The sequence below is a fragment of the Heliomicrobium gestii genome (assembly GCF_009877435.1).
Lineage (GTDB): Bacteria > Bacillota > Desulfitobacteriia > Heliobacteriales > Heliobacteriaceae > Heliomicrobium > Heliomicrobium gestii.
Genome location: NZ_WXEX01000008.1, coordinates 34439 through 56665 on the forward strand (window position 1 = coordinate 34439; position 22227 = coordinate 56665).

Consider the following 22227-nt stretch of genomic DNA (forward strand, 5'->3'; position numbering starts at 1 on the left):
CTACTTCCTCCCAACCACCGTGCCGATTTCCTCGCCCATGATGGCGCGTTCAATGTTGCCCGGTATTTCGAGACCAAAGACGATCAGGGCGATCTCATTATCCATGCATAAGGACGTCGCCGTCGAATCCATCACGCCGAGTCCTTGATTGAGCACATCGATGTAGGTGAGCTCGTCGATCTTCTTCGCGTCGGGATTTTTCCGCGGATCCGAATCATAGACGCCATCAACGCCGCGCTTGGCCATCAGAATGACGTCAGCCTCAATCTCCGCCGCCCGCAGCGCTGCTGTCGTATCGGTGGAGAAGTAAGGATTGCCGGTTCCCGCGGCAAAAATGACAACACGTCCTTTTTCCAGGTGACGCATCGCCCGCCGACGGATATAGGGTTCTGCCACCTGGCGCATCTCAATCGCTGTCTGGACCCTTGTATGGACGTCACGCTTTTCTAAAGCATCCTGAAGCGCCAGCGAGTTCATGATCGTCGCCAGCATGCCCATGTAGTCAGCAGTGGCGCGATCCATGCCTTTGGCCGATCCGGCGACGCCGCGCCAGATATTGCCGCCGCCGACAACGATCGCCAGCTCCACATCACACTTCTGTTTCACATCGCGAATCTGGTCCGCGATGGAGTTGACCACATCGGGGTCGATGCCGTAACCCTTCGTACCGGCCAACGCTTCCCCGCTCAGCTTTAAGACCACTCGTTTATACTTCGGCTGCAATGGGGTATACCTCCCCTTTTCTCTTTATCCCTTCTACAAGCGGAAAGAAAATCCTCTTCCCGGCAAAAAAGCCACATTTATAAAAAAGAGAACACAACGTGTCCCCTTTTTTCGTATTGCTGTTGTCGATCTTACTTGTTGATTTCGGCCATGACTTCCGAAGCGAAGTCGTCTTGCCGTTTGGCCAGGCCTTCACCCAGTTCGAAACGGACGAAGCGACGAACATTGATGTTTTCACCGATCTTGGCGACCGCCTCGGTGATCATCTGCTGAACCGTCACATCAGGGTTCTTGATAAAGGGTTGTTCCAGCAGGCAGATCTCTTTGTAGAATTTTTCGACGCGGCCTTCCACCATTTTGTCGACGATCTTGGCCGGTTTGCCTTCGTTGAGGGCCTGGTTGCGCAGAATCTCTTTCTCTTTTTCGATCTGCTCCGTCGGAACTTCTTCACGACGGACATATTCCGGCTTGGCCGCGGCGATTTGCATGGCAATGTCCTTGCAAAGGGCCTTGTAATCGTCGGTCTTGGCGACAAAGTCGGTTTCACAGTTTACTTCGACGAGAACGCCAATACGACCGCCGCCGTGGATGTAGGCTTCAACCAGACCTTCCGCGGCAACACGGCTGGCCTTCTTGGCCGCAGCGGCCAGGCCCCGTTCACGCAGGTAAGCAACCGCTTTTTCCATATCGCCATCGGTATGAGCCAGCGCTTTTTTGCACTCCATCATGCCAGCGCCGGTCCGCTCGCGAAGTTCTTTCACCATGGCTGCAGTAACCATGCTTGATACTCCTCCTATTCGTATGACCTCATTCGGATAGTATAACCCTTTGCTTCGGCCTCTAGAAGCCTATGTAAGGGGATCGGCATCAAAAAAGGGTGACTGCGGGGTTTCCCCCGGTCACCCCCTTCTGATTACTGGGCGTCCGATTGTCCTTGGTTGCCTTCGAGCACGGCGTCGGCCATCTTTGCCGTCAGGAGCTTGACAGCGCGAATGGCGTCGTCGTTGCCAGGAATCACGTAGTCGATCTCGTCGGGATCACAGTTGGTGTCGACGATGCCAACCAGGGGAATTCCCAGGCGACGCGCTTCGGCAACAGCAATGCGCTCTTTCCGCGGGTCGATCACGAAAATCGCGCCGGGCAGGTCTTTCATGTCCTTGATGCCGCCGAGGAAGCGCTCAAGCTTTTCCTTTTCGTGGAGAAGCTTGGAAACTTCTTTCTTCGGCAGGACTTCGAAAGTGCCATCGGCTTCCATCTTTTCGAGTTCGCGCAGACGGGAGATGCGCTTTTGAATCGTCTGGAAGTTGGTGAGCATACCGCCCAGCCAGCGTTGGTTGACAAAATACATGCCGCAACGCTCGGCCTCTTCCTTGACGGAATCCTGTGCCTGCTTTTTGGTGCCGACAAACAGGATTTTCTTCCCTTGGGTCGCCACTTCGCGGATGAAATTGTACGCCTCATCGACTTTACGAACCGTTTTCTGCAGGTCGATGATATAGATACCGTTTCGCTCCGTGAAGATGTAGGGCGCCATTTTGGGGTTCCAGCGCCGGGTCTGGTGTCCAAAGTGAACACCGGCTTCCAGCAGCTGCTTCATTGAAATAACCGCCACAACATCCACCTCCTTCCAGGTTTTGCCCTCCGGTTGCTTCATTCCCCTTCCCCCACCCCGTCGCCGGGGCACCTGAGAAGCGGTCGTCAACCGTGTGGAATTAACACACCATCAAGAATGATACCATAAGTGCACTGGTAATGACAATAGAGAAAGTCGAGATTTATCGTAATTCGCTTAGGCGTTTGGCGATATCGGCTTCATCCATTCCCACCGTAAGGGAATGGGTTCCGTCCTGGAGTCGCGTCGCGTAACCGCTCTCCACGAGATAACGGTTAAAGCGTCTCGCGTCAGCGATTGCGCCGATGGCTTGCAGTTTCCGGGCCACCGTTTCCGAGGTGTCGCCGGAAGTGATGGTGATGGTGCGATTCCTTTGCGCCGTTTCGCTGCTCTGTTGCCCTTTTCCGGCGACAGAAGGCTCTCCGTTATTCGCAGAAGGCGTTTCCGTTTTTTGCGCAGGAACGGGCGAATTCTGAGAAGGCGCCGCCACCGGGCCGCCCGTCTGTGGCGCTGCTTTTTGCGTGTCAATGGAGGCGACCGAAGCAGCCTGTTGCACTTGGGGCGTACTCTCTCTAGAGACCTTTTCCAGCACCTGTGCCTCTGTGCCCGGGGTCTGAACAGGCTGCTCCGCCCCTGTGTGCGATTGCAAGACGAGTCCGGCGCCAAAAAGGAGCAGTCCTAAAGCAAAAAGAACCCTCCCGTCTCTCGACCAAAACGGACGATCGGGAAAGGTTCTCTTATCTTCTCCAGGGGAATGTCCGCGGTTCACCCTCTCATGCCCTCCTACGAAGCTCCGTCACCAACTGTACTTCCCCCTTGCCGAGATGAAGCACTTGGGCGATTTCTCCATCGTTGAGCCCGATTCGGCGCAGTTGGGGAATCAACTCGTAGCGCCGTTCTTTGCTCCACTGGCGAGGATCTCCCTCTCCCAGCGACTTCAACAGCGTTTCTCCTCTGGCCAGGGTGTTGTTGGATGTGTTGGCGCGGGCGTTTTGATGCTGCAGATATTCCTGGATATAAACAGGTCGAATGGGTTTGATGGTCTCAAAGTCCTGTACGGTGGTGTCGTGATGACGATGAGATTCCGTCTCGATCGTGGCTTCATGGTCTCGAGAATTCAGGAGATCCGGTCGGTTTTTCTGGAAGGACAGGTCGTCTGATTTGGTTTGTCCTTCAGCCGTCGCCGACAAGCCTTCCAAGCGCTCCAGAAGTTTGCGGGCCCCTTCCACCTCTCTTCGCAGATCGTCGACAACTTCGTCGCCGGTCTGCATGGCCGTCGCCAACAGTGTCTCCATATCCCGTTTAACCAGCCGGGCTTCACTCAGTTGCTTGCGCAGGCTCTCCTGCTCTCTCTTATCATGCTGGTTTTTTCGCTGCATGAATGACGATGTCAAACCGGCACCCATCAAAACGCATCCGATTCCTGTTAACAGTATGCCGGAATCCACAGTGCATCCTCCCCCGATTTCTCCTAAATCGTAATATCCAATATCTTGCCTCGCATCGGATCCCCTGCTGGCAAGATATCACCTGCCTGCTCGTCCTCTTCCGGTGTTTCCCGATGATCCTGTTTACGCTGCCGCTGTTGTTTTTGTCGCTGACGATCGTCAACACGTGACTCTTCCGAGTGGGACGATTGCTGCACCATTTTTTGACGGTGCTCCACTTGAGCTTGCGCTTGTTGCGCCACGAACTGTTGCTGCAGTTCCTGCGCCTGCTGCTGCACCTGTTGCAACCTGCCCACTTCTGTCACCTTGGGAACGATTACCTGCATATCGATGGGACGAATCGTCACCATCTACCACCCCCATCGTACCATGAATGGGCGCGAAAATCTAGGCGAAGGGAGAGAACCGGAGTTCGCCGCCATCCAGATAAATCATGGTAAAGTCAATGGGATCGCGAATGCGCGTTGTGCATTGGCCGATGCGGATATTGACACCGGGATAAAGGCGGGCCGCCACACGGATGCGACCCTTTGCCACCTGTTCAAACTCCGAATCCATACTCTCTTTTTGAGTGGATAAGGCTTCCACATCCTTATACAACTGCGAATAGGCCTGTGTGAGCTTCCAAAGCAGCATGCGCTTCTCCATGGGAAGCTGCCCTTGTTTTTTCTCCCACTCCTTCAACACATTTACGGCTTTTTCTGTTTTATCCAGGTTAGCGCGCGCGTCAAGAAGTTTCTTCGCCAGATCGTTGTAGGCCGCCCGTTTTTCCGGGCGAATGCCCACCTCGATTTCCGTTATCGTGGAGTGAAGGGAACCGACGTTCTTTGCGTTGATCTCTTCCCCAGCGCGACAGCGACCGCCGACGATCAAGCCTTTTTTACCGCCAACACTGACGCTTCTTCCGGCATCGACAGTGGAGTGCATGATCCCTTCGCCGACGACAATGTCTCCTCCCGCTTTAACGGTAGCGTTCTCGATAAACCGGGTGATCACATTGCCACTGACATTGACGAGCGATTTTTGTTGCCCCTGAATCCCTTGACGCACCGTGAGGCTTCCGCCAACATTGACCGAACCGCCGTCGATGGAACCGCCCACTTCCAGATCCCCTTCACAGTTGACCTGAAAACCATAGGTGATGGATCCTCGAATAACGATAGATCCGAGAAAATTCAAATTTCCGGAGGAAAAATCTACATCGCCCTTCAGCTCAAAGACGGGATCCACCTGGATTCGTTCGCCATTAAAATACACATGACCGGCGGAGGCTGCCATCAAGATACAACCATCATCGCTGAGCTGTGTGTTTTTTCCGGCTGGTATGCGCACATCCTTGCCTGGACGCGGCCGGATTTCCTTCCCCAGCACCGTAGATCCCAGCACACCCTCTGTCGGAGGGGTGCGGATGGCAAGGATTTCACCAGGCTGAACATTGCGGATTAGATTTAAATTGTAAAAATCGACCCGTCCATCTTCCAACTCAACAGGCCGAATCCGCGTATCCGTATTGACTTTATAATCGATCTTGGCATTTTTGCCATCCTCGGGTGGCTTTCCAGCAGCGACAGTAACTCGTTGACCCGTAAGGATGTGTGTGAGGGCATGGTTGATCTTTTCTTCATCAATACCAAACACAACGCCGGCCTGCTCCATAGCCCGTTTGGCCGCATCCGCTGTAACCGCCTTGCCGCCACGAGGCGGATAGACGACCAGATAAGCCCGCATACCGTCACGATCAATTTCCACCTTCACCTGACCGTCGCGAATAATCTCCTGCTGTGGTTCGGCAATGACGACGTTTTGTTCCATGCGGAAGACCGCTGTACGGATAACTTGCTGGTCTGGGTTGCGGATTTCCCGCTCTTTTACATCGTGGATGACCTCCTCCACGGTAACCGCTCTCCCCATGCCAACAGGCGGAAAAACAGAGAGAACAACCCCCTCCGAACGGTATTCAATCTGATAACAGCCGTGGCGGTTTTCGGAAACAGACACATCGTCCGAAACAATCTCCCTATTGGAACCGCTCACAATCTCACCTCCGGAGGCTCCGATTTTGTCAAAATCGATCAGAGAATTTTCTTTTTCTGCCTCGCCAATTGGCCCCGCAACCGTAACACGGCCTTTGTGTGCAATTGTGAAATGCGCGATTCCGAGACTCCGATCACAGCTCCGATTTCTTTCAACGTCAACCCTTCATAGTAGTAGAGGGCGATCACCGTGCGTTCTTTCTCAGCCAACTTGTCAATGGCGCAGGCGAGCATCTTTCGCGTCTCTTCAAATTCCAAGGCGGCTGTCGGTTCTTCCACCTGATCGTCAGCCAAAGAGTCGATCAGGCGAACCGGATCCCCCTTATCGGAATCAGTCATCCAGTATTCATCGAGAGACATGATGGTAGTCGCTTGCGCGTCCAGCAGCAGTTTGGCAAATTCATTGGCGGTAAGCCCTAAGGCCTGAGCGACTTCCTCATCACTCGCCTCACGACCGAAACGATTGGCAAGTGCAGCATAGGTCTTTTCCAACTCCCGCGTCTTTTGCCGTACAGAAACAGGCACCCAATCCATCGAGCGCAAGCCATCCAGTATAGAGCCACGGATGCGAGCAATCGCATAGGTTTCAAACTTCAATCCACGAGAGGGATCAAACTTCTCAATGGCGTCCATAAGACCAAACACACCATAACTGATCAAGTCATCCCGCTCCACGTTGGATGGGAGACTGATCGCTAACCGGCCGGCGACAAACTTCACCAAAGGGGCATATATCAGGATCAGTTCCTCGCGAGCCGCTGGATCCTTATGATCTTTGTAAGAATTCCAGAGGGCGCCTGCTCTCGCCGTGTCTTTCGCCGGTATAATTATCGTCTCCACCTACCCCGGTCCTGAAATGATTGTTCGAATTGGTTCCGGTCAATCATCCAACTGCATCTTCCGCACGATTTCCGCAGCCCGTGAGGGATCATCAGCCAGCAGCCGGTCCAGATCCGCATCAATCTGCCCAGGCACAAAGGGATTCATCGCAGGAACCTGGACATCGACCCTTTCCCCCTTCGCCCCCCCGTCCCTAGGAACAGCCCGCGCGTTATCATCGTCATCACCGGTAAGAATGCGAGCAAGGTAGTAGATGATCCCATAGGTCAAGGCGCCGACAACCGCTGCAGCGCTAAAACTGCGAAGCAAAAGGGCCGTCCATGAGACAGAGGCGCTAAGGGCGACGATAGCGGTGAGCAGCCAGACAAACGTGGCAAAGGTAATCGTTATCCAAACTTTGGCGCCCCCCAATGTCCTACCTCCCTAAACCGCCTTCTCGCCGCGATCGATAGTGCGAATGTGCAATTTGCCTGTCATCGTATCCAATTCAATGGTTCGTCCGAAATTGCCCCCCGTCTCCCGGGCCAAAAGGGGGATGTTTTCCTGTTTCAATCGCTGAAGGACAGCCTCGGCGTTCCGTTCTCCGATCCGCATCACATCGGACGCGCCGGGAAAGGAAAACATCTGTGCGCCTCCGGCGATCTTCGCCACCAAACGGCTCTTGACAGCGCCCAGTCTGGTCATCTCATCCAGGAGAACGGGGATTGCCGTATCCGCAAACTTGGCCTTGTTTTCGGAACTACGAGCCTGGGTGGATGCAGGCAGCATGATATGGGCCAGTCCTCCGACTTTGGCAACGGCATCATACAAACAGATTCCAATGCAGGATCCAAGACCTGAAGTCATTAGGTTGTCTGGCGCCTTAGATGCCTTCAGGTCGGCCATGCCCACCTTGATCAGCATGCCTCCATCATCCCTTCACACCTGACGCCGCCATGAAAGGCAAGACAATTAATTATCATCATGGGGCGGCAAGCGATGTTTCGATTCCTGCCGCGATTTACCCCTCTTCCGTAGCGGCGAGATCGATGATCTTTTCTAGATTGACAAGAATCAACAAGCGCTCGCCAAGCTTGCCAACGCCATGGATATAGTCAAGATCGACGCTACCACAGAGGCCGGGTGGCGGTTCAACAGCGGTGGAAGGAATGCGTGTCACCTCAGAGACGCCGTCAACGATGATGCCTACGGTGATCTCTTTGACTTTGACGATGATGATGCGTGTCCGCTCTGTCGTTTCCCGCGGAGGTTGTGAGAACCGTTTCCGCAGATCGATGACAGGCACAACATTCCCGCGCAGATTGATGACGCCTTCCACGTAAAATGGAGCTTTGGGCACCCGGGTGATATTCAAAAACCGAATGATTTCCTGGACATAATGGATATCCACAGCATATTCTTCACCGGCCAGCGCGAACGCGACAAGTTGAAGTTCATCGGAAAAATCTTTTTGTTCCACGGCCCTCACCTCCTAAAACAGTGTGCCGACGTCGAGGATCAGAGAAACATGACCATTGCCGAGGATGGCCGCTCCGGCAATGCCGCTGATGCCTTGCAGCAGCTTGCCCGGTGATTTGATGACGATTTCCTGCTGTCCAATCAGTGAATCGACAATCAGACCCGCCTTCTTTTCTCCCTTACGGACGACAACAACATAGAGTTCTTCCGGTGTCTCAGCTATTTTCGGAACCTCTAGGACTTTATCCAAACGGACCAGAGGCAACACGCTGCCGCGCAGCAGGACAACCTCCTGGTTTTGCACGTTTTTAATCTGCGAGGGAACAATGCTTGTCGTCTCATCGATGGTGCCAAGGGGGATGGCGTAGATTTCTTCGCCCACATTGACCAGCAACGCCTGGATGATGGCCAGGGTAAGGGGCAAGCGGATTTTAAACATGGTCCCCGCATTGGGCCTTGTTTCGATCTCCACGGAGCCGCTCAGCGCTTCGATCTTGGTGCGCACTGCGTCAAGACCGACACCACGGCCCGATACGTCGGAGACCTTCTCCGCCGTTGAAAAGCCGGCGAGGAAAATCAGGTTCAGTGCGCCTTGATCATCCAACTGTTCGGCTTCTTTGGCGGTGATCAGGCCTTTTTGCACGGCCTTGTTCCGCAATACCTGCGGATCCATGCCCTTGCCATCGTCATCCACTTCAATGATTACGTTATTGCCTTCATGTTTGGCTACCAGTCGAACAACCGCTTCAACGGGCTTTCCTTTTTGCCGGCGTACCTCGGGAAGTTCAACACCATGGTCGATGGCGTTGCGGATCAGATGAACCAGGGGGTCGCCAATCTCATCGATAACGGTGCGATCCAACTCGGTCTCTTTACCTTCGACGATGAGATTGATCTCTTTCCCGAGTTCCTTGGCCAAGTCGCGAACCATGCGGGGGAATCGGTTGAAGACCTGTTCGATGGGAACCATGCGGACTTTCATCACCACGTTTTGCAGGTCCGTGGTGATCCGGTCGATATGCTCAATCGTTTCGTTCAGTTCTGTCAGGTTGCTCGTCGTGGAAATCTGCTCCAGGCGGGTTTTGTTGATAACCAGTTCACCGACGAGGTTCATCAGGTTATCTAGGCGCTCAATATCGACACGAACGGTCTGACTGCCCTTTGATTTGCGAACCTCCGCGGCTCCGGCGCCAGCAGCAGCAGTCGATCGAGCTTTGCCAGGTACGGCTGTGTCCGCTGCGGTTATAACCTCCTGCTCCTTCTCCTGCTCGGTGCTGGAGACAACCTCTATTTCCTGTCCTTCCTGAATGCGCACATCACCAATATTGAGCGGTGTGATCGCCTCAACGCGAACTTCGGCGATCGAGTCAAGCGTTTTCTGGACCTGCGCCTCATCGTGGCGAGTCACAATCACAACCTGGAAGGAAGTGTCGAATTTTTCGTCTTCCAGCTCTTGCGCAGATGGGACAGACTTGATGATTTCACCGATCTCTTCGAGATTGCGAAATACCATGTATGCCCGGGCTGATTTCATCACACACCCAGGCGCCAATTCCACTTGAATGTGGTATGCGCTGAATCGCTTGCGCTGTGCTTCGTGAAGCAATGTGAGATCATACTGGTTGATTTCGAAGGCGTTGAGGATCTCCGGTCCGCCCACCACCGGAAGTATCGCTTCCTCCATTGGTTTCGGTTCGCTCGCGCCAACCGCCTCCGGTTTCCTCACTTTGGGCGCTGAAGCAACATCAGTCAGTTGACCCTGACCAGCCTTGCGCAGTTGAGCAACCAGTTCTGAGATGTCCGCGGTTCCCGTGTCACCGCTGCTGATGGACTCTACCATGCTTTCAAGCGCATCGAGGCATCGAAAGAGCAGATCGACGATGGCTGTGTTGACAGTCACCTGCCCTCCCCGAAGTACGGACAAAACATTCTCCATCTCATGGGTGAGTTCGGCGATGCGCTCAAAGCCCATCGTCGCGGACATACCCTTTAAGGTATGGGCGGAACGAAAGATCTCATCGAGAATCGCCAGATCCTGCGGGTTGTCTTCCAACTCCAGTATTTTTTGGTTGAGCGCTTGCAGATGCTCTCGAGATTCTTCCATAAACATGTCCATGTATTGTGACATATCCATCTCGTTCTTCACACCTCCATAGTTGCCGAACTATCTGTCCTGCAATAATTTTACTATCTCATCGGCGACGCCGTTTAGGGGAACCACTTTATCAACGCAGCCCGATTCGATGGCGACTTTTGGCATTCCAAAAACCACACAGGTCGAGGCGTCTTCCGCAATTGTGCGACCTTGACGACTCTTGATCAACTTCATTCCTTCGGTTCCATCGCCACCCATCCCCGTCAGGATCACACCTACCATCGGGGACCAGAATTGTTGGGCAGCGGAGAGCATCATCACATCCACGGCTGGCCTATGTCCACCTACCGGCGGTTCCTGCGTCAGTTTCACCCGCATCTGTCGCCCTGTTCCAGGCTGTTCCACTACAGCAACCTTGAAATGATAGTCACCCGGCGCGATGTACACGACACCCGTTTGAATTTCTTCCCCATCTTGCGCCTCTTTCACTTTCAATGCTGACGCAGCGTCAAGACGCTCTGCCAGCGATCGCGTAAAACCAGGCGGCATGTGCTGGACGATGAGAACAGCAGCGCCAAGATCGGCTGGAAGTTTGGGGATGACCTCATAGAGCGCCTTTGGACCGCCTGTCGACGTGCCGAGCAGCACCAGTTTATTCAGCCGCTGCGTCCCCAAGCCTGGAAGGATTTTCGCCCGCGCGACTGGAGGGACTGCTGGCGCCACCGCTGGTGTCGGTTGCGCCGATGGGGTGGAAGTCGCTGACGGCGGAGAAAAGGGCGATTTTAGCGGGCGGTAATCGACCACCCGCGGCCGAACCTTAGCGATAGCCGCCACTTTTAGCTTGCCGATCAACTCCTGGCGGACCTTGTGGATATCGAGGGAGATGGAGCCCGACGGTTTGGGAATAAAGTCAACTGCGCCTTTTTGCAGCGCCTGCATGGTAGCGTCGGCGCCTTGTTGGGTCAAACTGGATAACATGACAACAGGCATGGGTCGGGAGGCCATGATGCGTTCCAGGGTGGTCAGTCCATCCATTACAGGCATTTCCACATCCAAGGTGACAACATCAGGAGACAACTGGGCGATTTTTTCCAAAGCATCCTGCCCGTTGCGCGCCGTTCCCACAACAACCATTCCAGGTTCGGCAACGATCATATCTGTTATCACTTTGCGCATGAATGCGGAGTCGTCGACTACCAATACTTTGATCTGCGGCATATGATCACTCCCGCACTTTTCTGCCGTCCTAATGTTTTTCTTCCACGCAGGCTTGTTTTTTTCCTGCAAAAGCGGCTTTACCGAAAAAAGCTTTTCATTCGCCGGAACATCCGTGTGATCCCCTCTCGTCCTTCGTAGCGAACCGGCAGGTTGCAGAGGGTAGCCGCCAGTTTCGAAACCGCTAAAGAAGCCGGTGTGTGTTGGTTTTGCAGATAAAAGGGCATCTGTGACTTAACGGCCTTCGGCACAGTGGGGTCATCCGGAATCGTACCAACAATCACGATGTCTCGGTGCAAAAATTGGCGAACAGCCATGGATAGCTTCTTCGCCACGCTATCTCCTTCTTTATCGTCATCGACCCGATTGATGACGACCGAGATGGGCTTGCCTCGTTGCATGGAATCGACGGACTTGATCAAACCGTAGGCATCGGTAATCGCTGTCGGCTCAGGAGTAGTGACAACAAGCAATTCATCGGCAGCAAAAATATAGGAAAGAACATTCCGGGAAATGCCGGCGCCCGTATCGATCAGAAATATATCTGCTGAACTCTCCATGCCTGACAGCCTGGTGATAAAGTCATCCAGTTCCCCTGCGCTCAAATCAGCCAATTCGACAATGCCGGAACCACCGGAGATGGTCTGAATTCCTTTCGGACCTGTAAACACCACCTCATCCAATGTCTTTTCTCCACGGATCACATGGTATAGATTATGAGGGGGGACTTTCCCCAAAATCACGTCAATATTGGCCATACCCATATCGGCGTCAAGAATCAACACCCGAAAACCATAATCGATCAAGGCGAGACCAAGATTCAGCGTCAGATTGGTCTTGCCGACGCCCCCTTTTCCACTTGATACACAGATTACCCGTGTCGACGGCGAATCGCCCCGAATTGTCCGTTCCGTTGTCTGCCGCATGTTATTCATCATAATCCGCAGCTTTTCGGCTTGATCTTTCATCAGTTCGTCTCTCCATAGATCAGATTGGACAACTTTTTCGGGTCGGCGACCTCCATATCATCGGGAACATTCTGACCGGTAGTGACATAGGAGAGTGGTTTTCCCGTTCCATGGATGAGGTTAAGAATGGATCCGTAATGGCTCGTCTCATCCAGTTTGGTAAAGAGATAGCGGTCGATGTTCATCGGGGAGAAACACTCAGTGATTTGCATCAAATCCTTGAATTTTGTCGTTGCCGACAATACCAGAATGGTCCGACTGGGTTGGCTTATCTCCACGTAAGCGCTCAGTTCTTCCAGTTGGCTGCCGTTCTTATGACTCCGGCCTGCTGTGTCGACCAGCAGCAACTCCTTGTCCTGGTGACGTTCAATCGCGGAACGCAGCGCCTGCGGTGTAAAGACAACATCAACGGGAACGCCGATGATGTCACCAAAGGTTTTCAACTGTTCCACTGCAGCGATCCGGTAGGTGTCAGCGGTGATCAATCCCACTTTACGCCGATTAACGATCGAAAAGGTAGCTGCCAGCTTGGCGATGGTGGTGGTTTTGCCTACGCCGGTGGGGCCAACCATCATCACCACTTCCTGACTTTTTACCGTGTCAGGCAACAGTATCGGACGGGGTTGCCCCAATAAGGATTCTAACTGGGCCAGCACAAGCCTGCGCGCCCGTTCAGGGCTCCAGTCGCCCTGCTCATCATTGTTTTCAATGATCTGACGGATGATTTGGCGCGCCAGCGTCTCATCGACTTCATTGTCCACCAGTCTTTTATATGCCGAATGCAACTCGACAGGAAGGTTGGCATCGGCTTCATCCAGCCGTCCCAGAATTTCACCCATTAACAGCTTCATTTGTTTCAGTTCGCTGTCAATAACGCTCTGACTGGTATCTCCCACCGTTTCGACTTTTTTGACAGACAACCCTTCTCGTGAAGTGTCGCCGCTCACAATCGCGTCAATAGGATGAACGGCTCCTCTGGTGAGTGGAGCGACAGCCGGAACCATCACCGGCACAACGTCAGGAGCACGCTTACGGGCTTCCGTCGTCACAGGGGTCTCGCGTGAGCGAAGCATTCCCTGTGGTTCAGGGGAACGCACCAGCCCGATGGGCTCGCGGGAATGAGCCTCCCGCGCGATGACCGAGTTGTCCTCCACAGCACCGGTGATCTCCACCATTTCCCGAGAGAACAGCCCCAAGAGACCTCCCTCTTTGATCTTCCGGGTGTGAAGGATGACAGCGTCCTTCCCCATTTCCTGCTTCATTTTATTCATGGCTTCCTGCACCGTCGGCGCAACGAATCGTTTGACCCGCAAGGTTTACTTCACCATCCCAATCGTCTGGACTTGCAGTTGGGTGTTGATCTCATTATAAGACAGAACCACCAGATGAGGTACAACCCGCTCTGTCAAGCGTTTGAAATAAAGGCGAACGATGGGGGCGCAAAGGACGACAGGTTGATAGCCGATCTGGGATACCCGTTCCACCTCCGAGGAAAGGGAAGCGATAAGGCGCTGCGCTTCCGTCGGATCGATGGCAAGGTAGGTCCCATGCTCTGTTTGCTGGATCGCTTCCCGAATCCGATTCTCCAGTGAGGGATCCAGCGATATCACCGCCAGTTCGTTCGTTCCCGGCAGCAGGTAGGGCTTAACGATTTGACGGGCTAAAGCCTGGCGGGCGTATTCAATCAAGACGTCAGGATCCTTGGTGATACGGGCATGGTCAGCCAATGTCTCCATGATGGTGACCAAGTCGCGGATAGGCACGCGTTCTTTGAGCAAGCCTGCGAGGATTTTCTGCACGTCGCCAAGACTGAGGAGATCGGGAATCAATTCGGATACAACCGCCGGATGGGTCTGTTTGACATGGTCGACCAAGGTCTGCACATCTTGACGGCCGAGGATCTCGTGGGCATAAGTCTTGATCACTTCTGTCAGATGGGTGGCGATAACGCTCGGCGGATCGACGACAGTATACCCGGCCAGTTCGGCTTGATCGCGCATCGTCGCGGTGATCCACTTGGCGGGAAGTCCGAAGGCCGGTTCCTTCGTATCGATTCCCGGCACGGAACCGTCATCAAATCCGGGCGCCATGGCCAGGTAGTGATCCGGCATCATCTCGCCGCCAGCCACTTCGACACCCTTGATTTTGATCGAATAAGCATTCGGCTTAAGTTGCATATTGTCGCGGAGGCGAATGGGAGGAACGACAAGACCCAGTTCCAGCGCGCACTGCCGCCGGATCATGATCACGCGGTCGAGGAGATCGCCACCCTGCTGGGTATCCACGAGGGGGATCAAAGCATAGCCCATCTCCAATTCGAGAGGATCCACATTGAGCAAGGAGATGACATTCTCCGGTTTTTTGATCTCCTCGATCTCCTGCTCCTGGGCTTTCTCGATTTCAGCGACCTCTGTTGCCGCTTTAACCCGGGTCATCCGGTAACCAAGAAAAGCGAGAAAGCCGCTCATGGTAAAGAGAGGAATGGGCGGAAGACCGATCGTGCCCAGCAGCGCAAGCACCCCCGCCCCAATATAGAGGATGCGAGGACGACCAAACAACTGCCCGGTCAGATCCTGTCCCAGGTTGGAATCGGAAGCCGCTCGGGTGACGATGATACCCGTCGCTGTCGAGATGAGAAGCGCCGGGATCTGTGTGACCAGACCGTCACCAACGGTTAAGATCGTGTACTTCATGGCTGCCTGGGAAACAGTGAGGTTTTTTTGCAAGACACCGATGAAGAAACCGCCAAGGATGTTGACGATCAGGATGATGATGCCGGCGATGGCGTCACCCTTGACAAACTTGGTGGCGCCATCCATCGCCCCATAGAAATCCGCTTCCCGCTGGATATCCCTCCGGCGTTTTTTTGCTTCCGCCTCATTGATCATGCCCTGGTTAAGGTCAGCGTCGATGGCCATCTGTTTGCCCGGCATCGCATCCAAGGTAAAGCGGGCCGCCACCTCAGCCACCCGTTCAGCGCCCTTGGTGATAACCATAAACTGGATGATGACGAGGATGATAAAGACAACAACACCGACGACCGGGCTGCTGCCGATAACGAAATTGCCAAATCGCTCAATGACCTGTCCCGCATAGCCTTCTAGCAGCACAAGCCGCGTCGACGATACGTTCAATGCCAACCGCAAGAGGGTTGTGATCAAGAGCAGCGTAGGAAAGACGGAGATCTCCAGCGCGCCTTCGACAAACATGGTGGCCAACAGGACCAACATGGCGATCGTGATGTTGAAGATAAGCAACATATCGAGAAAAATGGGGTTTAAGGGGACGATCATCATGATCACGGTGGCCAGGATGGCGACGGCCACACCGAGATCAGTATAACTGATGGCGCCGTTCTTCGTCTGCGGCGCAGCCATGGATTCACTCCCTTTCCGGTCTCTTCCCGTTCTCTCCCATCAATGATCAGGCACGTTTTTTCTTCATTCGGAAGACGAAGGCGAAGACCTCCGCCACCGCCTGGAAGAGTTCTGCCGGGATTTCCTGACCGATCTCGACAGATCGGTAAAGCGCCTGGGCCAAAGGTCTATCTTCTACGAGGGGTATCCCATGACCCTGGGCTACTTCCCGGATCTTCAAAGCCACATAATCTTGACCTTTCGCGATGACAACAGGCGCCGTCATGTTTCCGCTTTCATATTTGAGCGCAACAGCGAAGTGGGTCGGGTTCGTGATCACCACGTCCGCCTTAGGCAATTCTTGCATCATCCGGCGCATGGCCATTTCACGCATGCGCTGTTTGATCTTGCCCTTGATCTGGGGATCCCCTTCCGCCTGTTTAAACTCATCCTTAACTTCTTGCTTCGACATTTTCAGTGACTCTTCATGCTTATACCACTGGTACCAGTAATCCATGGCAGCGACGACGACCAGCAATAGGGCCACCCGAAAACCAACGTCATAGGCGACATCAGATATGGCCGCCACCGCCGTTTGAACGTCCATTCCAAGAAGTTTCGGAAAGAGTTGCAAGTGCTTCATTACAGCCGAATAAGCGACATAGCCGATAACTGTCACTTTGAGGATGGACTTTACCAGTTCTACAAGGGAACGGGTCGAAAAAATATTCTTCAGTCCAGCGATGAAGTTCAGTTTTCCCCAGTTCATTTTTAAACCTTCTGAGGTAAACAGAAATCCGACTTGCAGGTAACTGGCCAGCAAACCGGCAGCCATCGCCGCCAGTAAAAACGGCGCGATCATCAGCATGGTCCGCAGGGCGATCAGGGTGCCTGTCGTGATCACCGAGACTGGCGTCACCGTCTCCAAGGTCACCGTGCCCAATAGATAGACCATCATGCGCTCCATGCCGTCCATCGTCTGGACGCCGAGACTCCGCAGTGCCAGAAATCCGAACATCAGGATCAGCGCCGTGTTGAATTCCTGACTCCTGGCCACCTGGCCTTTCCTGCGGGCTTCTGAGCGTCGTTTCGCCGTTGGTTTTTCTGTCTTTTCTTCGGCAAACCACTGCAGGTCCCACTTCAACATCGGCTTCATCCCTCTTTTCAGAAGCCCTATTTCAAGAGTCCTTTTATGGGCTGAGTATCCGCATGAAATCGGACACTTGGGAAAAACTCAGGGTATACAGGCGGTTTAGGCCCTCGATATAGAAGGGGAGCGTAATCCACAAGAAGGCGACTCCCACAATGATTTTCAAGGGAATGCCGATGACAAACAGGTTCATCTGCGGCACCGTTCGTGAGACGAGGCCCAGAGCGATGTCATTGATCAAGATGATGCCGATGATCGGCATCGCCAATTGGACCCCGATCAGCAACACCCCCGAGACGAGACGAACCATGAAGTCGGCGATGTTCCCTGACAGGGCAAGGCTGAAGGGGCTGCCTGCCACTGGCAGGATGCGAAAGCTATCAGCCAGCACCTGAATCAGCAGGAGATGGCCATCAAAGATGACAAAAATCAACAAAGCCAGAATCTGCATTAAAATGCCGGTCATGGGCACCTGAGCGCCCCATAAGGGATCGATGACATTGACGATCCCGAAACCGAGTTGGATATCGATCAATTGACCTGCCGTCAAAATGGCGGCAAAAACGAGTTGCAAGATAAATCCGATGGCGAGGCCGAGCAAAACCTCCTGCGCAACGACTAGCGCATAGCTTAGAAGGTCATGCGGGGGAACGGGCAATGCGTTATTGGGCATCGCCAGGAAAAGGATCAGGGCGATCATGAAGGATAGGCCGATCTTGGCCAGATTATTAAATCCCTGAAAGTTGAAAACCGGCGCAAGAACCATGATGCCGGCCACCCGGGTCATCATCAGGAGCAGCACATCCAAATGATTGAGCATTGTGTTGATGACCGCTTCCAATGTCTATTCCTCTCCCGAAATTATCGAATAAAGGTGTACGTGTTCAAAGAACCGAGCATCTGATCGACATACTTCATCATTGCTTCCAACATCCACGGTCCGAAGAGGAGAATGACGACCAATACAGCGATGATCTTCGGCACAAAGGACAGTGTCGCTTCCTGGATCTGGGTGGTCGCTTGAAATACGCTGATCACCAAACCGACAATCAAACTGGCGCCTAAAAGAGGCGCCGAGATCAGCAAAACGGCGGTCAATGCGTCACGTCCCAACTGAATCACCAATTCTGGTGTCACAGTCATCCTCCTTTCCATTTGTTACTGGTAGCTGAGGATCAGGGATCGGACAATGAGATACCAGCCGTCAACAAGCACGAAAATCAGCACCTTAAAAGGCAGGGAGATCATGGCCGGTGGCAACATCATCATCCCCATCGACATCAGCACCGATCCGACGATCATGTCAATGACAATAAAGGGCAGATAGATAACGGCCCCGATCTGAAAAGCCGTTTTCAATTCACTGAGGATGTAGGCCGGAATAACAACCTTGGTGGGGATGTCTCTGTACGTTTGCGGTTGTTCCATATTCGACATATTGACAAATAAGGCCAGATCCTTTTCCCGGGTTTGCTTTAACATGAACTCTCGCAATGGATCAGAAGCCTTGTCCAGCGCCTGTTCCTGCGATAGTTTGCCTGCCAGATAAGGCTGCAGCGCCTGATCATTGATGGCGGTCCATGTAGGCGCCATGATAAAAAAAGTCAGGAACAAAGTCAGCCCGATCAGGATCTGGTTCGGCGGCATCGTTTGCAATGCTAAGGCGGTCCGAGTGAAGTGCAGCACCACGATGATCCGGGTGAAACAGGTCATCATGATCAGGATCGACGGGGCCAGTGACAGGATCGTCAGTATAAAGAGAATCTGTAGGCTTGTAGAGACCTCTGTTGGGTTCTGAGCCGATTCGACGCCAAAGGTGACCGTCGGAATCTGTAGCGGCGCCGCCTGCGCAGGCAGTGCCCAGGTAAATATTACCATTAGCGAAGCCAATAAAATGAAGCCTCGGCCAAACGAGGACTTCACAGCTTGTCCTCCCCTTCCCTATCGGGTTCCACTTTTCCCGTTCGGAGTGCATTCAATCGCTGGATCTGTTTCGTCATTTCCGCATGGAAGGACGGTTCCCGATCAGAATGTCCTTTCCCCCTGCCCAGCAAACCGTTGATAAAATCAAGGCCAAATGGCGCTGGCGGCGACGATTGATTTTCCTCCTGGACTTGCCGCAACGCATCGATGACCTGTCCATCGGTGATTTCCATGATCGGTTGAATCGAATGGTCTGTTACGCCGATGACAAAGACCTTTCCCGCGATGTCGGTGACAAAGAGGTTTTTGTTCGGCGCAAGGCTGACCTGATCCAACACGGCCAGCCAGTTTCCCTGTCCAGCCGTCTGCTGTTTCCTTTTCCAGAGCTTTACGACAACCCAGCCGCTGATGCCGACAAGCACCAGTGTGCCTACGAGTCGAATGAGCAGATCGCCTGTGGAAACAGGACCCGCCTTTTGTTCGGCTTCGGCCTGCTGGGTGTAGGTCTTGTCAAGGATGCTTCCCGGCGCCGTATCGGTCGCCATGGCTGTCATCGGGAGCGACAGAAGAAACAAAAGAAGCCCAAAAAACACCAGGCCGCCGATGATCCGGCGGCCAATACGCCGACTGTAGTTCATCCTCATCTCCCACTTGTAGTTCAGGAGAGCCTTGTTGAGCAATGCTTAGCCTAAAGCTTTGCGTACAGCCTCGAGTACGCGGTCCGGCTGGAAGGGCTTTACGATAAAGTCTTTGGCGCCGGCTTGAATAGCATCGATGACCATCGCCTGCTGACCCATGGCGCTGCACATGATCACACGAGCATTGGGATCAACCTGCCGAATGGCGCGGACAGCATTGATGCCGTCCATTTCCGGCATGGTAATATCCATAGTAGTCAAATCAGGTCGAAATTCTTTCCATTTTTCCACAGCCACTGCGCCGTTTTCCGCTTCGCCAACCACCTGATAGCCGTTCTTGGTCAGGATGTCCTTGATCATCATGCGCATAAAAGCAGCGTCGTCTACGATTAGAATCCGGTTTCCCATTCTCAATCATCCTCCGTTTATTGTAAATTGCCTATCCTTTCGATGGGACTTACGATATCGGTTATCCGCACGCCGAAGTTTTCATCGATGACTACGACCTCGCCCTTGGCGATCAGCTTGCCATTAACCAGGATATCGACCGGTTCACCAGCGAGTTTATCAAGTTCTATGACCGAACCGGGACCGAGATCAAGGACATCACGGATGGTTTTCCTCGATTTCCCGAGTTCGACGGTGACTTGTAGAGGCACATCCATGATCAACCCAAGGTTGGTCATATCCTTGCCGCTACGCTGTTGCTGTAAGGGGGAAAACTGGACAGGCTGCACAGGCACTGGCGGCGCCTGCGGCGGATAGGCGGCGACCGGCGGTTGGGGAGGATACCCAGGCTGCGCTCCATAATATCCCGGCGGAGGGTAACCGTACCCCGGAGGCGGGTACGCAGGCGGTTGATTGCCATACCCCGGCGGTGGACCTCCGTAACCCGGCGGCGGCGCGGCAACCATCGGCATTTCGACGGGAGGTTGGGAAGCCGGCGGAGGATATGCAGCGGGCGGAGTCGAGGCGACTGGAGAATGCGCCACCGGCGGAGGTGGAGGCGGCGCTGTTTCCGTCTGTGCCGGAGCGCTCGCAGGGGTGGATGACATATCCCCCATCAATCCGGAAACAAGTTGCTTGGCAAAGGGAATCGGGTAGACCTGCATCAACTCGCTGTCGACAAGTCCTTCAATAACCATCCGGAAGGACACCTTGACCACCGGATCCATCTCAGGATGGGGTAATTTCTCACTGGCAAAATCAATGGTGTTCAACGCCGGGGGGGAAATATCGATCTTTTTTTGCAGCATCGTCGCCATGGAGGTGGACGCCGACCCCATCATCTGGTTCATCGCTTCCGAAATGGCGCTGAAGTGAATTTCGTTCAGTTCTGTCGGCGGTGACATACCGTCGCCGCCCATCATCAGATCGACGATGATCGCCACGTCAGATTCGCGGATGATCAGCACATTGCTGCCTTCCAATCCGGCTGTATAGGTCACATCGACGACAACGAAGGGTGAGGGATAGTCTTTTTGCAGCGCCGCTTTCGATGTGACCGTCACACGGGGCGTCGTAATGTCGACTTTTTTCCCTAAAAGAGTAGAAAGTGTCGTCGCCGCCGTACCCATGGAGATATTGGCGATCTCGCCGATTACATCTCTTTCCAGTTCACTGAAGTCGGCTTGCGGTTCGGCTGCATCCAACGACATTACAGGTTCACTGGGGGCGTCGGCGCCTCTCAACAGGGCATCAATTTCCTCCTGGGAAAGGACGCCGCTACTCATCATCTGTCTCAACTCCTTTTTCGTATGTCGCTGTGATCTGGATACCCATTTTGGAGCCGGAGATGCCCGGACGCGCCAGGTATTTGGTCCGTTGACCGATGAGCACTTCCAGTTCGGAATCAGAACGATTGTCCAACTGGATCACGTCACCCAACTGCAAATCCAAAAGCTCGGAGACGCTGAGCGAAGTGCGTCCCAACAAGACGGTGATGGGGACAAGCGCCCGTTCCAAACGGTTGCGCAACGCCTCCAATTGTTCCGCCGTGCGCTCCTTAGCCGCATTGGAAAACCAAAAATGGGCGCTTAACTTGCCAATGATCGGTTCCAGTAATATATAAGGCAGGCAGATATTGATCATTCCCTCGACATCGCCGATTTTACATGCCAAGGTGATGACGACGACCATCTCCGTGGGCGCCACGATCTGAATAAACTGCGGGTTTGTCTCGATCATCTCAAGGCGGGCTTTTACCTGAGCGATGTTGTCCCAAGCCTCGGTGAAACTGTCCAACATGCGTCGCGTCGTCCGTTGAAAAACAGATTGTTCAATCTCTGTCAGCCCTCGGATCTTGTCCGGTGGGTTGCCTGTTCCTCCAAACAAGCGATCAATGACGGCGAAAGCGATATTGGGGTGAATTTCCATGATCCCGTTCCCATTCAACGGGGGCATCGTAAAGATGTTAACGATGGTGGGGTTAGGAATGGAACGAATAAACTCTTCGTAGGTCAACTGGTCTAACGATTGCACCGATATCTGCACGAGTGTGCGCAGGTTTGCGGCCAAATAGGTCGTTAAGGTACGGCAGAAGTTTTCATAGATGACTTGCAATGTGTGAATCTGGTCCTTGGAAAATTTATTCGGCCGCTTAAAGTCGTAAACTCGGATCTTGCTCGCCAAATCATCTTTGACATCCTCAGGCGTTACCTGACCGCTGGCGAGGGCGGCCAGCAGCGCGTCGATCTCGGCCTGGGACAGAATATCGCTCATGTCCTACCCTCACCTCCTGAAATCAGTCGTTATCATTCCGGGCAGGA

Annotated in this window: 24 protein-coding genes; all 24 read right to left on the reverse strand. The window is 53.7% G+C overall.

Annotated features, from left to right (window positions below; genetic code table 11):
• Positions 1-723, reverse strand: coding sequence for a UMP kinase (gene pyrH, locus GTO89_RS10375; protein WP_161262022.1), 723 nt, complete (start codon positions 721-723; stop codon positions 1-3).
• 131 nt (positions 724-854) lie between these two features.
• Positions 855-1502, reverse strand: a complete 648-nt coding sequence (tsf, locus tag GTO89_RS10380) for a translation elongation factor Ts (protein WP_161262023.1) — start codon at positions 1500-1502, stop codon at positions 855-857.
• Between the two features lie 134 nt (positions 1503-1636).
• Positions 1637-2335 carry a 30S ribosomal protein S2 gene (rpsB, locus tag GTO89_RS10385; RefSeq protein WP_161262148.1) on the reverse strand — a complete coding sequence of 233 codons (699 nt, stop codon included), beginning with the start codon at positions 2333-2335 and terminating at the stop codon, positions 1637-1639.
• Positions 2336-2498: 163 nt separating this feature from the next.
• Complete coding sequence (locus tag GTO89_RS10390; protein ID WP_161262024.1) at positions 2499-3104, reverse strand: endolytic transglycosylase MltG; 606 nt, start codon at positions 3102-3104, stop codon at positions 2499-2501.
• Positions 3105-3108: 4 nt separating this feature from the next.
• On the reverse strand, positions 3109-3741 hold the full coding sequence (locus tag GTO89_RS10395; RefSeq protein WP_161262025.1) for a hypothetical protein: 633 nt from the start codon (positions 3739-3741) through the stop codon (positions 3109-3111).
• A gap of 65 nt (positions 3742-3806) precedes the next feature.
• Positions 3807-4133 carry a hypothetical protein gene (locus tag GTO89_RS10400; protein ID WP_161262026.1) on the reverse strand — a complete coding sequence of 109 codons (327 nt, stop codon included), beginning with the start codon at positions 4131-4133 and terminating at the stop codon, positions 3807-3809.
• Positions 4134-4170: 37 nt separating this feature from the next.
• Positions 4171-5817 carry a DUF342 domain-containing protein gene (locus GTO89_RS10405; protein WP_161262027.1) on the reverse strand — a complete coding sequence of 549 codons (1647 nt, stop codon included), beginning with the start codon at positions 5815-5817 and terminating at the stop codon, positions 4171-4173.
• 38 nt (positions 5818-5855) lie between these two features.
• Complete coding sequence (gene whiG / locus GTO89_RS10410; RefSeq protein WP_161262028.1) at positions 5856-6656, reverse strand: RNA polymerase sigma factor WhiG; 801 nt, start codon at positions 6654-6656, stop codon at positions 5856-5858.
• A gap of 39 nt (positions 6657-6695) precedes the next feature.
• The gene (locus tag GTO89_RS10415; RefSeq protein ID WP_161262029.1) at positions 6696-7067 is read right to left on the reverse strand and encodes a hypothetical protein; all 372 of its coding nucleotides are present in this window, start codon (positions 7065-7067) and stop codon (positions 6696-6698) included.
• Positions 7068-7079: 12 nt separating this feature from the next.
• Positions 7080-7559 carry a chemotaxis protein CheD gene (locus tag GTO89_RS10420; protein ID WP_161262030.1) on the reverse strand — a complete coding sequence of 160 codons (480 nt, stop codon included), beginning with the start codon at positions 7557-7559 and terminating at the stop codon, positions 7080-7082.
• Positions 7560-7656: 97 nt separating this feature from the next.
• Positions 7657-8115 carry a chemotaxis protein CheW gene (locus tag GTO89_RS10425; RefSeq protein ID WP_161262031.1) on the reverse strand — a complete coding sequence of 153 codons (459 nt, stop codon included), beginning with the start codon at positions 8113-8115 and terminating at the stop codon, positions 7657-7659.
• Between the two features lie 12 nt (positions 8116-8127).
• On the reverse strand, positions 8128-10248 hold the full coding sequence (locus GTO89_RS10430; protein ID WP_161262032.1) for a chemotaxis protein CheA: 2121 nt from the start codon (positions 10246-10248) through the stop codon (positions 8128-8130).
• A gap of 30 nt (positions 10249-10278) precedes the next feature.
• Positions 10279-11427, reverse strand: coding sequence for a protein-glutamate methylesterase/protein-glutamine glutaminase (locus tag GTO89_RS10435; RefSeq protein WP_161262033.1), 1149 nt, complete (start codon positions 11425-11427; stop codon positions 10279-10281).
• Positions 11428-11504: 77 nt separating this feature from the next.
• Positions 11505-12392 (reverse strand): MinD/ParA family protein, encoded by an 888-nt coding sequence (locus GTO89_RS10440; RefSeq protein WP_161262034.1) that lies wholly within the window; start codon positions 12390-12392, stop codon positions 11505-11507.
• Positions 12392-13705: a flagellar biosynthesis protein FlhF gene (gene flhF, locus GTO89_RS10445; RefSeq protein WP_161262035.1), complete on the reverse strand. Its 1314-nt coding sequence runs from the start codon at positions 13703-13705 to the stop codon at positions 12392-12394. The genes GTO89_RS10440 and flhF overlap by 1 nt, the downstream gene beginning before the upstream one ends.
• Before the next feature lie 3 nt (positions 13706-13708).
• On the reverse strand, positions 13709-15769 hold the full coding sequence (gene flhA / locus GTO89_RS10450) for a flagellar biosynthesis protein FlhA (protein ID WP_161262036.1): 2061 nt from the start codon (positions 15767-15769) through the stop codon (positions 13709-13711).
• A 46-nt stretch (positions 15770-15815) separates the two neighbouring features.
• Complete coding sequence (gene flhB / locus GTO89_RS10455; RefSeq protein WP_161262037.1) at positions 15816-16904, reverse strand: flagellar biosynthesis protein FlhB; 1089 nt, start codon at positions 16902-16904, stop codon at positions 15816-15818.
• A gap of 34 nt (positions 16905-16938) precedes the next feature.
• The gene (fliR, locus tag GTO89_RS10460) at positions 16939-17739 is read right to left on the reverse strand and encodes a flagellar biosynthetic protein FliR (RefSeq protein WP_161262038.1); all 801 of its coding nucleotides are present in this window, start codon (positions 17737-17739) and stop codon (positions 16939-16941) included.
• A 20-nt stretch (positions 17740-17759) separates the two neighbouring features.
• Positions 17760-18035 carry a flagellar biosynthesis protein FliQ gene (gene fliQ / locus GTO89_RS10465; protein WP_161262039.1) on the reverse strand — a complete coding sequence of 92 codons (276 nt, stop codon included), beginning with the start codon at positions 18033-18035 and terminating at the stop codon, positions 17760-17762.
• A gap of 21 nt (positions 18036-18056) precedes the next feature.
• Entirely contained in the window at positions 18057-18776 is a 720-nt protein-coding gene (fliP, locus tag GTO89_RS10470) for a flagellar type III secretion system pore protein FliP (RefSeq protein WP_161262149.1), read from the reverse strand.
• Positions 18777-18817: 41 nt separating this feature from the next.
• Positions 18818-19459, reverse strand: coding sequence for a FliO/MopB family protein (locus GTO89_RS10475; RefSeq protein ID WP_161262040.1), 642 nt, complete (start codon positions 19457-19459; stop codon positions 18818-18820).
• 45 nt (positions 19460-19504) lie between these two features.
• Positions 19505-19867 carry a response regulator gene (locus GTO89_RS10480; RefSeq protein WP_161259068.1) on the reverse strand — a complete coding sequence of 121 codons (363 nt, stop codon included), beginning with the start codon at positions 19865-19867 and terminating at the stop codon, positions 19505-19507.
• Between the two features lie 17 nt (positions 19868-19884).
• On the reverse strand, positions 19885-21195 hold the full coding sequence (fliY, locus tag GTO89_RS10485) for a flagellar motor switch phosphatase FliY (RefSeq protein ID WP_328793899.1): 1311 nt from the start codon (positions 21193-21195) through the stop codon (positions 19885-19887).
• Complete coding sequence (gene fliM / locus GTO89_RS10490) at positions 21185-22180, reverse strand: flagellar motor switch protein FliM (RefSeq protein ID WP_161262041.1); 996 nt, start codon at positions 22178-22180, stop codon at positions 21185-21187. The genes fliY and fliM overlap by 11 nt, the downstream gene beginning before the upstream one ends.
• Positions 22181-22227 lie beyond the last annotated feature (47 nt).

Coding starts and splice junctions, on each gene's coding strand:
- GTO89_RS10395 (WP_161262025.1), bottom strand. CDS start 3,741: ATGGGTGCCGGTTTGACATCGTCATTCATGCAGCGAAAAAACCAGCAT.
- GTO89_RS10480 (WP_161259068.1), bottom strand. CDS start 19,867: ATGGGAAACCGGATTCTAATCGTAGACGACGCTGCTTTTATGCGCATG.
- fliM (WP_161262041.1), bottom strand. CDS start 22,180: ATGAGCGATATTCTGTCCCAGGCCGAGATCGACGCGCTGCTGGCCGCC.
- fliY (WP_328793899.1), bottom strand. CDS start 21,195: ATGATGAGTAGCGGCGTCCTTTCCCAGGAGGAAATTGATGCCCTGTTG.
- GTO89_RS10440 (WP_161262034.1), bottom strand. CDS start 12,392: ATGAAAGATCAAGCCGAAAAGCTGCGGATTATGATGAATAACATGCGG.
- GTO89_RS10430 (WP_161262032.1), bottom strand. CDS start 10,248: ATGGATATGTCACAATACATGGACATGTTTATGGAAGAATCTCGAGAG.
- fliP (WP_161262149.1), bottom strand. CDS start 18,776: ATGGTAATATTTACCTGGGCACTGCCTGCGCAGGCGGCGCCGCTACAG.
- flhA (WP_161262036.1), bottom strand. CDS start 15,769: ATGGCTGCGCCGCAGACGAAGAACGGCGCCATCAGTTATACTGATCTC.
- GTO89_RS10420 (WP_161262030.1), bottom strand. CDS start 7,559: ATGCTGATCAAGGTGGGCATGGCCGACCTGAAGGCATCTAAGGCGCCA.
- GTO89_RS10435 (WP_161262033.1), bottom strand. CDS start 11,427: ATGCCGCAGATCAAAGTATTGGTAGTCGACGACTCCGCATTCATGCGC.
- GTO89_RS10475 (WP_161262040.1), bottom strand. CDS start 19,459: ATGAACTACAGTCGGCGTATTGGCCGCCGGATCATCGGCGGCCTGGTG.
- tsf (WP_161262023.1), bottom strand. CDS start 1,502: ATGGTTACTGCAGCCATGGTGAAAGAACTTCGCGAGCGGACCGGCGCT.
- flhB (WP_161262037.1), bottom strand. CDS start 16,904: ATGAAGCCGATGTTGAAGTGGGACCTGCAGTGGTTTGCCGAAGAAAAG.
- GTO89_RS10400 (WP_161262026.1), bottom strand. CDS start 4,133: ATGGTGACGATTCGTCCCATCGATATGCAGGTAATCGTTCCCAAGGTG.